This is a genomic window from Aeromicrobium sp. REDSEA-S32_B7 (assembly GCF_001626145.1).
GTDB lineage: Bacteria > Actinomycetota > Actinomycetes > Propionibacteriales > Nocardioidaceae > Aeromicrobium > Aeromicrobium erythreum.
In genome coordinates, this window is the sequence record NZ_LUNF01000201.1 from 1 (window position 1) to 9,791 (window position 9,791).

The following is a 9,791-nucleotide window of genomic DNA, read 5'->3' on the forward strand; positions in this document are numbered from 1 at the left end:
GCCCGACCCCGACGCCTGAGCCCACGCCGCCGGGCAGCACCACCCGGACCTGCGACGACCTGAACTCGCCGCAGCGCCGCACGCTGAGCTTCGCCGACGAGTTCGACGGGACGGGCCTCGACACCACCAAGTGGCGGGTCCGCGACCGGACGCACCTCTCGTTCGACGCGGCGTACGTGACGAAGGACGCGGTCGACGTGTCCGACGGGACCCTCACGATCGAGGGACGTCGCCGCTCGACGCCGGCGTCGGTCTCCAGCGGTGTCCGGGAGCGGTGGTACGACACGGGCTACCTCGACACCGTCGGGACGTTCTCCCAGAAGTACGGACGCTGGGAGATGCGGGCCAAGCTGCCGACGTCGCGCGCGATGACCCGCGGCGTCTGGCCGGCCTTCTGGCTGCGCGGTGACCGCACCAACGGCGAGATCGACGTCATGGAGGCCTACGGCGGCGAGTCGACACAGCGCTGGAACCCTGCCGGCTCCTACACGACGACGCTGTGGGAGGACACCAACCTGGGCAAGCAGCGCGGCGAGTGGTACTCGTGGGCGCACCAGAACTGGGCGACGCGGACGCCCGGCGTGTACGAGGGCTTCCACACCTACGGCTTCAACTGGACGCCGGACTGCATGCAGTTCACCTACGACGACCAGGTGCTGTCGACGATCCCGATCGAGCAGGTGCCGTGGGCCCGCACGGCCTTCGACAGCCCGTTCAACATCCGGCTCAACATGCAGGTGGGCTCGTCCTACTGGGGCATGCCCGACCAGCAGCACACCAAGGACGCCTTCGACTACGTCGTCGACAGCGTCAGGGTGTACCGCGTGAATCCGTGAGGGCGCGCGACGGACGATCGGGGGAAGCGACAGGAGGACGGCCGGCGGAACGACCGCCGTGGCGGCGTCCTGGCGCATGGGACCTGCGGGTCTGGCACGTCTGCGGCGCGGTGGCGGTGTTCGTCGAGTCGGTGGTGCTGGCGGTGACGGCCGCGACGAGCACACCGCCCGGCAGCCCGACACCGGTGGCCCTGCTCGTCGCTCCCCCGCTCGCCGCGCTGGTGCTGATGGTCTGCCTGCGGTCCGGCTGCTGGCGGCGTCGGTTCACGCTGCTGCTGTGGCCTGCCGCCGTGTGCGTGCTGTACGGCCTCGTCGGGGTCGACACGCCCGCCGCTGCGCGCCTGGTGCCGGGGCTGATCAGCATGGCGTTCGTGTTCGCGGGGCTCACGCAGCCGCCGTGGCGCTCGCTGTGGCTGCTGGTCCCGGCCGTGCCTGCGTTCGTCGTCGCGTGGGGCGGGCTGGAGGGACCTGTGCTGCAGCGGACCACGGCGACGGCCGTCATGTGGGTGATCGTCGCCGAGCTGCCCGCGCGCCTCATCACGCACCTGAACGAGCAGCGGGCGGAGCTGGAGCGCCTGGCGCGGACCGACCCGCTCACCGGCGTGCTCAACCGGCGCGACCTCGTGTGTCGCCTCGAGGCGTCGTCGGGGCGCTCCACCGTGTCCGTGATCGACGTCGACGGTTTCAAGCGGTTCAACGACACGCACGGCCACGTCGCCGGTGACGACCTCCTGCGCAGGCTGGGTGCGCTGCTGGCCTGCAGCGTCCACGGCTCCGGCGACGTCTTCCGCACGGGCGGTGACGAGTTCGTGCTGGTCCTCGACGAGGACGAGGCGTCGGCCCGGCGCCGGCTCGAGGAGCTGCGCCGGTGGTGGGCGGCCACCGAGCAGGTGACGCTCAGCATGGGCGTCGCACCCGGCGGCCCCGAGGGGCTACGGCACGCCGACCTCGACATGTATGGCGACAAGCGTCTGCGGCGGGCGGCCGAGCAGGTCACGGAGTCGCCGCCCCCGCCCCGACACTCCCCCGGCGGGTCCTCGCCCGACGCCTCCGAGGCCGAGGGCGCGTCCGGCTGACAGGGCTGCTCTTCGCCACCGCGGCGCTGGGCCCAGGATGGTGGCCATGACTCGTGTCGAGCGCTGGGAACGTCGCGCAGAGGTCCCGCTGCTGCTGCTGTCCCTGGCCTTCCTGGTCGCCTACGCCTGGCCGGTCCTGGACCCGCGCCTGGACCGGGGGTGGCGGGAGTTCTTCGAGACCGTGTCTTGGACGGTCTGGGCCGCGTTCGCCCTCGACTTCGTCGTGCGGCTGGGGCTCGCCGACGACCGGAGGGACTACGCGGTGCGTCACTGGTACGACGTCGCACTCATCGCGGTGCCGATGCTCCGCCCGCTGCGGCTGCTGCGCCTCGTGGCCCTGCTGCGGATCCTCGACCGGTCCGCCGCGGGGAGCCTGGCCGGCCGCACGCTGGTCTACGTGTCGGGGGCCGCCGTCGCGTCGGTCGGCCTCGCCTCGCTCGCCGTCCTCCAGGCCGAGCGCGACGCGCCCGACGCGACCATCACGTCCTTCGGCGACGCGCTCTGGTGGGCGTGCGTGACCGTCACGACCGTCGGCTACGGCGACTACTCCCCCGTCACGACGCAGGGTCGTGTCATCGCCGTCGTGCTCATGGTCGTCGGCATCGGCGTGGTCGGCTCGGTCACCGCGTCGGTGGCCACGGCGATGCTCGCCCGCGCGGAGCGGGAGCGCCGCACGTCAGGGTGATCGCGCGCAGAGACCCGCGCCCGGACGTGCGGGGTCGCACCGGCAGGCCACCAGGAACGACAAGAGGAGACCGGCCTCGCGGCCGGTCTCCTCAACGTGTCCGAGGGGGGACTTGAACCCCCATGCCCGTAACCGGGCACTAGCACCTCAAGCTAGCGCGTCTACCTATTCCGCCACCCGGACGTGGACCTCGTAGAGGTCCGTGGTGCAGTCAGGAACTGTACCAGGGGTGCTGCGCGACCCGCGCACCCCACCCCCTGCTCAGACGAGGTGGCTGAGGGTGTGGATCACGAGGCCGGCCAGGCCACCGACGACGGTCCCGTTGATGCGGATGAACTGCAGGTCGCGCCCGACGTGCAGCTCGACCTTGCGCGCGGTCTCCACGCCGTCCCAGCGGTCGACGGTGGCCGAGATGATCGTGGCCACCTCAGACCCGTAGTGCTCGACGAGGTAGGCGCCGGCGTCGGCGACGACCCGGTCGCCACGGGCCTGCAGCTCGGTGTCGTGCTGCAGCCGGTCGGCCAGCGCGTGCAGCTCCTGCAGCGCACGGCGGCGCAGCATGCCGTCCTCGTCCTGGAGGGTCTCGACCAGCGCGCGGCGCAGGGCGTCCCAGATCGCCACGCCCGTCGTCGTGACCTGGGGCTGGTTCAGCATGCGGCTCTTGAGCCGCTCGAAGCGCTCCTGCGTGGCCTCGTCGGACTGCAGGTCGTCGACGAGACGACCGAGCCAGCCGTCGAGCGCCCGGCGGGCGCGGTGCTCGGGCTGGTCACGGATCTCCTGCACCCAGGTGACCGCCTCGAGGTGCAGCCGCGAGCCGACCCGCTCGTCGACCCACTGCGGCGTCCACCAGGGGGCACGCTCCCCCACCAGCGCCATCACCTCGTCCTCGTTCTCGAGCAACCACGCGTGCAGCTCGTCGAGCACCAGGTCGACCATGCCGACGTGCGCCCGCTCGGCGAGCACGTCGCCGAGCAGCTTGCCGGCCACCGGCGCGAGCGGCTCCCGCGTGCGCGGTGATCTTGGACCCCTCACGCACGAGCCGCTCGGCGTGGTCGCCCTCGGCGAGCCAGACGCCCGCACGCCGCGTGAGCTCGGCGGAGTCGAGCCGCTCCTTCACGACCTCCGGGCGCAGGAAGTTCTCGGTCACGAACTCCTGCAGGCTGGCGCCGAGCGAGGCCTTGCGGCGCGGGATGATCGCGGTGTGCGGGATGGGCAGACCGAGCGGGTGCCGGAACAGCGCCGTGACCGCGAACCAGTCGGCGATCGCGCCGACCATGGCGGCCTCGGCCGCGGCGTTGACGTAGCCCCACGCGCCGCCCTGCTCACGGGTCAGGAGGAACACGACGGCCGCGACGACGAGCAGCGACGTGGCCACGACGCGCATGCGGCGCAGGCCACGGCGACGGGCCTCGTCGGCGGCCGGGTCGGACGACAGGGCGGGGCCGGCAGCGGCGTTGCGCTCGGTCACGGAGGTGCTCACGGCCCGAGCGTAGGTGAGTCCGGGCGGCTCGGCTGCGCAGCGCCGACGTGACGTCCGCTGCGTAGACTCCGCGCATGAGCTTCAACGAGGACGCCCGCCTCGACACGAGCCAGGTCACCGGCGGTCGCGTGCGCGGCGGCGCCGTGGTCGGCGGCGGCATCGGCGCCCTCGTCGTCACGCTCGTCGCGATCTTCCTGGGGGTCGACCCGGGCGCCCTCACCGGGGGCCAGAGTCCCTTCGACACCAGCCAGGTCCAGACCGCGGGCGAGGACTCCACCGTCGACCTCAGCCAGTGCCGCACCGGCGCCGACGCCAACCGCGACGACGTCTGCCGCGTCGTCGGCACCGTCAACAGCGTGCAGGACTACTGGACCGACGCCCTGCCCGCCGACGTCGGCCGCCAGTACCGCCCGGCCCGCACGGTCGTCTTCTCCGGCGCGACGCAGTCGGCCTGCGGCACCGCCTCGAGCAGCACGGGGCCGTTCTACTGCCCGTCGGACGAGCGCATCTACATCGACACCGGCTTCTTCGACCTGCTCTCGAGCCGCTACGGGGCCGACGGCGGCGCGCTCGCGCAGGAGTACGTCGTCGCCCACGAGTACGGGCACCACGTCCAGCAGATCCTCGGGATCCTCGGCCGCGCGCAGTCCGGCAGCGGCGCGACCGGTGGTGGCGTGCGCGTGGAGCTGATGGCCGACTGCCTCGCCGGCGTCTGGGCGCACCACGCCGCCACGACGCAGGACGCCGACGGGACCACGCTGCTGGAGCCCCTGACCCCGGCCGACGTCCGCTCCGCCCTCTCGGCCGCGGCCGCGGTCGGTGACGACCACATCCAGGCCTCGGCCGGGGCCACGGTCGACCCCGACACCTGGACGCACGGCTCGAGCGAGCAGCGCCAGCGCTGGTTCCTCGCCGGCTACGACGGCGGCAGCGCCGACCAGTGCGACACGTTCGCCACGAACGACCTGTGAGCATCCCTGCCACGGGCGCGGCGGCGCCGGACGGCCGTCGACTGCGCCTGGAGGTCTGGCTCGTCCTCGGCGTCTCCCTCGGCCAGTCGGCCGTCTACGCCGCGCTCAGCCTGCTCGCCGCACTCACGCGCGGCCCGCTGCGCGACGCCACCGCGACCCTCAACGCCTCGCGCAGCGACCGCGAGTGGCTCGACGTCACCTACCAGCTGCTGGGCATCGGCTTCGCGCTCGTGCCCGTCGGCCTCGCGCTGTTCCTGCTGGCCGGCGACGGCCCCGGCGTCCTGCGCCGTCTCGGGCTCACCGGAGCGGGACGTCTGCGGACCGTCCTGGAGGGGGTCGGCCTCACCGCCCTCATCGGCCTGCCCGGCATCGGCGTCTACCTCGCCGGCCGGGCCCTCGGCGTCACGGCCGACGTGGTCACCGTGCCCCAGCAGGTCTACTGGTGGACGGCCCTGGTCCTCGTGCTCGCCGCGTTCCAGAACGGCGTGCTCGAGGAGGTCGTGATGATCGGCTACCTCTTCACCCGACTGCGTCAGATCGGGTGGAGCACCCCGACGATCATCGTCTCCAGCGCCCTGCTGCGGGGCAGCTACCACCTGTACCAGGGCTTCGGCCAGGCGCTCGGCAACGTGCTCATGGGGCTCGTGTTCGGCTACTGGTACCACCGCACCCGGCGGCTCGCGCCCCTCGTGGTGGCCCATACGCTGCTCGACGTGTTCGCGTTCGTCGGTGTCCTCGTCCTCGGCGACCGGCTGGGGCTGCGATGACGACGTCGACGATGAAGGTGGAGGTCGCGCCGGGGCTGCCCATCGCCGACCGCGCCGACGACATCGCCGCGGCGCTGCGCGACCACCAGGTCGTGGTCGTCGCCGGCGAGACCGGGTCGGGCAAGACCACCCAGCTGCCGAAGATCGCGCGTCTGCTCGGCCGCGAGCGCATCGTGCACACGCAGCCTCGACGCATCGCCGCCCGGTCGGTCGCGGCCCGCATCGCCGAGGAGTGCGAGGTCGAGCTCGGGCGGGAGGTCGGCTACGCCGTCCGCTTCGACGACCGCACCAGCGACAGCACCCAGATCCGGCTGGTCACCGACGGGCTGCTGCTCAGCGAGATCCACCACGACCGCGACCTGTCGCGCTACGACACGGTGATCGTCGACGAGGCCCACGAGCGCAGCCTCGCCATCGACTTCCTGCTGGGGTACCTCAAGCAGCTCCTCCCCCGCCGACCCGACCTCAAGGTCGTGGTCACGTCGGCGACGATCGACGTCGAGCGCTTCTCGGAGATGTTCGACGGTGCGCCGGTCATCGAGGTGAGCGGGCGTACCTACCCGGTCGAGGTGCGCTACCGGCCGCTGACCGACCCGGACGACGGGATGCTCGACGGCATCGAGTCCGCCATCCGTGAGCTGCCACGCGAGGGCGACGTACTCGTCTTCCTGTCCGGCGAGCGGGAGATCCGTGACGCCGCCGCCCACCTCGAGGGCCTGCGCTGGCGCCAGACGGAGGTCCTGCCGCTCTACGGCCGGCTCGCCGCGCAGGACCAGGCGAAGATCTTCGCGTCGCACCCGGGACGGCGCATCGTACTGGCCACGAACGTCGCCGAGACGTCGCTGACCGTCCCCGGCATCCGGTACGTCGTCGACACCGGCTACGCCCGCATCTCGCGCTACAGCCAGCGCCTCAAGGTCCAGCGGCTGCCGATCGAGCCTGTCTCCCGCGCGAGCGCCGCCCAGCGCGCGGGGCGCTGCGGCCGCGTGGCCGACGGCATCTGCATCCGGCTCTACGCCGAGGAGGACCACGACGGTCGCCCCGAGTTCACCGACCCGGAGATCCTGCGCACGAACCTCGCGTCGGTGCTGCTGCAGATGGCGTCGCTCGACCTCGGCGACGTCGAGGACTTCCCGTTCCTCGACGCACCCGACCGCCGCGCCGTGGGCGACGGCCGGGCGCTGCTGACCGAGCTCGGGGCGCTGCAGGAGGGACGCGACCGCCGCCCCCGGCTCACGCGGCTGGGGCGCACGATGTCGCGTCTGCCCGTCGACCCGCGCATGGCCCGCATGCTCCTCGCGGCGGACCGTCAAGGGTGCCTCGCCGACGTGCTCGTCATCGTCGCGGGTCTGTCGATCCAGGACCCGCGGGAGCGTCCGGCCGAGCAGCAGGCCCGCGCCGACCAGCTGCACGCGCGGTTCCGCAGCCCCGACTCGGACTTCCTGTCCTGGCTCGTGCTCTGGCAGTACGTGCAGGAGAAGCGCGACGAGCTGAGCAGCAGCGCCTTCCGCCGGCTCTGCCGCGACGAGATGCTGCACTGGCTGCGCATCCGCGAGTGGCAGGACGTGCATGCGCAGCTGCGCCGCACCGTGCGCGACCTCGGCATGAAGCCGGGCAAGGTCGGCGCCGACCCGGCCGACGTGCACCGGGCGCTGCTCAGCGGGCTGCTGTCGCACGTCGGCGTCCGGCAGGCCGACTCCAAGGAGTTCCTCGGCGCGCGTGGTGCGCGCTTCATGGTGTTCCCGGGGTCGGCGCTCGCGCGCAAGCCGCCGCTGTGGGTCGTGGCCGGCGAGCTCGTCGAGACCGGCCGGCTGTGGGGGCGCACCGTCGCGAAGGTCGAGCCCGAGTGGGTCGAGCAGGCCGCAGCGCACCTGGTGAAGCGTCAGTACGCCGAGCCGCACTGGTCGGCGCGGCGCGGGGCGGCGATGGCGAAGGAGCGGGTGACGCTCTACGGCGTGCCCCTGGTGGTCGACCGGCTCGTGCCGCTCGGCCGGCACGACCCCGCCCTCGCGCGGGAGCTGTTCGTCCGGCACGCTCTCGTGCAGGGCGAGTGGCGCACGCGCCACGCCTTCGTGCAGCGCAACGCCCTGCGGATCCGCGAGGCGGAGGCCGTCGAGGACCGCGTCCGACGCCGGGGCCTGCGGGTCGACGACGAGACGCTGTTCGCGTTCTACGACGCACGGGTGCCCGCCGACGTCGTCTCGGTGCGTCACTTCGACAGCTGGTGGAAGAAGGCGTCGCGCGAGACGCCCGACCTGCTCGACCTCGACCCGGCGATGCTGCTGGCCGACGTCGACGACCTCGAGCACGACTACCCGACGACCTGGACGTCGGAGTCGGCCGAGTACCGCGTGACGTACACGTTCGAGCCCGGCACCGAGAGCGACGGCGTCGTCGTCGATGTGCCGGTCGACGACCTCCTCTCCCTCGACCCCGCGGAGTTCCTGTGGAACGTGCCGGGGCACCGCGACGAGCTGGTGGTGGCGCTGGTCCGCTCGCTGCCGAAGCGGCTGCGTCGCGAGCTGGTGCCCGTGCCCGACCACGCGGCGGCGCTCGTCGAGCAGCTCGACCCCGCGGCCGGTCCGCTGCTCGAGCAGCTGGTGCGCGGCATCCGGCAGCGCACCGGCACGCTCGTCTCCCCCGACGACTTCGACCTCTCGGCCGTCCCCGACCACCTGAAGGTGACCTTCCGCGTGGTCGACGACGGCGCCGAGCTGGCCCGGGGTCGCGACCTCGACGCGCTGCGCACCGAGCTGGAGGACGTCGTCCGCCGCGACCTCGAGGTGGTCGCCGCGGAGTCGGCCCGGACCGGGATCACGACGTGGGACGTCGGCACGCTCGAGCGGACCGTGCCGGCCGGGCAGGTCGTGGGGTACCCGGCGCTCGTCGACGAGGGGACGTCGGTGGCGCTGCGCGTGCTCGACACCCCCGAGGAGCAGCAGGTCGCGATGGTGCGCGGCCAGGGTCGGCTGCTCGCCCTCTCGACCCCGACCACGACGCCCTCGCTCGGCCGCACGCTCGACCTGCGGCAGAAGCTGCTGCTGGCCTCCTCGCCCTACGGCGACGCGGCGGCCGTGCTCGACGACGCTCGGCTCGCCGCCCTCGACCACCTGGTGGCCCGCCACGGGGGCCCGGTGTGGAACGAGGCTGCCTTCCAGACCCTGCGCGAACGGGTGAGGGCCGACGTCCACGACGTCACCGCGGGTGTGCTGCGCGACGTCCTGCGGTCGCTGGAGAAGCTCGGCCAGGCCCAGCCGCAGGGCACGGGCGAGCCGGCGGAGGACGTCCGCGTGCAGCTGAGCTGGCTCGTGGCACCGGGCTTCGTCCGCGACCTGGGCGTCGAGCAGCTGCGACGCCTGCCGGTCTACCTCGAGGCCGCGCGTCGACGGCTCGCCACGCCGCTCACCGAGCAGCTGGTGCGCGTGCACGAGCTCGAGGCGGAGTTCCACGAGCGCACCGGTGGCCTGAGCCCGCTGCGTCGCGCCGCGGCCGACGTGCAGGAGGTCCGCTGGGCCCTGGAGGAGCTCCGGGTGAGCGTGGTCGCCCAGAACCTCGGGACGGCTCGACCGGTGTCGGTCAAGCGGCTGCGCCGTCTGCTCGACGACCTGCGCGTGTGAGGCGCGAGCACGACGACGCCCCCGGACCGAGGGTCCGGGGGCGTCGTGGTTCGTGGGGGTCGGATCAGCCGACGCCCAGCAGGTCGATGATGAAGACGAGGGTCTTGCCCGACAGACGGTGTCCGCCGCCGGCGGGTCCGTAGGCCAGCTCGGGCGGGCACACCAGCTGGCGACGTCCGCCGACCTTCATGCCGGGGATGCCCTGCTGCCACGCGCCGATGAGCTGCGGGAGCGGGAAGCGCGCGGACTGGCCGCGGTCCCAGGAGGCGTCGAACTGCTCGCCGGTGTCGAACTCGACGCCCACGTAGTGCACGTCGACGACGCCGCCGGGCACGGCCTCGGGGCTGTCTCTTATACAC

8 protein-coding genes, 1 tRNA gene and 1 pseudogene are annotated in these 9,791 nt (G+C 73.0%); 6 read left to right on the forward strand and 4 right to left on the reverse strand.

All coding sequences use genetic code 11. From position 1 onward, the window contains the following. From A6Q79_RS13515 to A6Q79_RS13525, 3 genes are all read left to right on the forward strand, one after another. Positions 1–836 (forward strand): glycoside hydrolase family 16 protein (locus A6Q79_RS13515; protein ID WP_317698612.1); only part of this gene is annotated, 836 nt, incomplete at its 5' end. Positions 837–946: 110 nt separating this feature from the next. Then, a complete protein-coding gene (locus A6Q79_RS13520; RefSeq protein ID WP_286690080.1) occupies positions 947–1,912 on the forward strand; it encodes a GGDEF domain-containing protein in 966 nt (321 codons plus the stop codon). A 46-nt stretch (positions 1,913–1,958) separates the two neighbouring features. Then, positions 1,959–2,597, forward strand: a complete 639-nt coding sequence (locus A6Q79_RS13525) for a potassium channel family protein (RefSeq protein WP_067857544.1) — start codon at positions 1,959–1,961, stop codon at positions 2,595–2,597. A gap of 97 nt (positions 2,598–2,694) precedes the next feature. On the opposite strand, the gene A6Q79_RS13530 is transcribed toward A6Q79_RS13525, so the two are convergent. The 3 genes and pseudogenes from A6Q79_RS13530 to A6Q79_RS13540 all read right to left on the reverse strand — a co-directional run. Next, a tRNA-Leu gene (locus tag A6Q79_RS13530) sits at positions 2,695–2,780 on the reverse strand. Between the two features lie 78 nt (positions 2,781–2,858). Continuing rightward, a complete protein-coding gene (locus tag A6Q79_RS13535; RefSeq protein WP_317698613.1) occupies positions 2,859–3,584 on the reverse strand; it encodes a DUF445 domain-containing protein in 726 nt (241 codons plus the stop codon). A gap of 79 nt (positions 3,585–3,663) precedes the next feature. Further along, a pseudogene (locus A6Q79_RS13540) lies at positions 3,664–3,981 on the reverse strand (DUF445 family protein); the annotation flags it as partial. Positions 3,982–4,151: 170 nt separating this feature from the next. Between A6Q79_RS13540 and A6Q79_RS13545 the strand changes: the two are divergent. The 3 genes from A6Q79_RS13545 to hrpA are packed head-to-tail and all read left to right on the forward strand — an operon-like array spanning position 4,152 to position 9,432. Then, the gene (locus A6Q79_RS13545) at positions 4,152–5,048 is read left to right on the forward strand and encodes a neutral zinc metallopeptidase (protein WP_289016713.1); all 897 of its coding nucleotides are present in this window, start codon (positions 4,152–4,154) and stop codon (positions 5,046–5,048) included. Next, positions 5,045–5,815 carry a CPBP family intramembrane glutamic endopeptidase gene (locus A6Q79_RS13550; RefSeq protein WP_317698614.1) on the forward strand — a complete coding sequence of 257 codons (771 nt, stop codon included), beginning with the start codon at positions 5,045–5,047 and terminating at the stop codon, positions 5,813–5,815. Before A6Q79_RS13545 ends, A6Q79_RS13550 begins: the two co-directional genes overlap by 4 nt. 11 nt (positions 5,816–5,826) lie before the next feature. Continuing rightward, positions 5,827–9,432, forward strand: coding sequence for an ATP-dependent RNA helicase HrpA (hrpA, locus tag A6Q79_RS13555; protein ID WP_317698615.1), 3,606 nt, complete (start codon positions 5,827–5,829; stop codon positions 9,430–9,432). Positions 9,433–9,496: 64 nt separating this feature from the next. Here the strand turns inward: hrpA and A6Q79_RS13560 are convergent, their stop codons facing one another. Next, entirely contained in the window at positions 9,497–9,787 is a 291-nt protein-coding gene (locus tag A6Q79_RS13560) for an FKBP-type peptidyl-prolyl cis-trans isomerase (RefSeq protein WP_317698616.1), read from the reverse strand. Between the last annotated feature and the right edge of the window lie 4 nt (positions 9,788–9,791).

Coding starts and splice junctions, on each gene's coding strand:
- A6Q79_RS13525 (WP_067857544.1), top strand. CDS start 1,959: ATGACTCGTGTCGAGCGCTGGGAACGTCGCGCAGAGGTCCCGCTGCTG.
- A6Q79_RS13545 (WP_289016713.1), top strand. CDS start 4,152: ATGAGCTTCAACGAGGACGCCCGCCTCGACACGAGCCAGGTCACCGGC.
- hrpA (WP_317698615.1), top strand. CDS start 5,827: ATGAAGGTGGAGGTCGCGCCGGGGCTGCCCATCGCCGACCGCGCCGAC.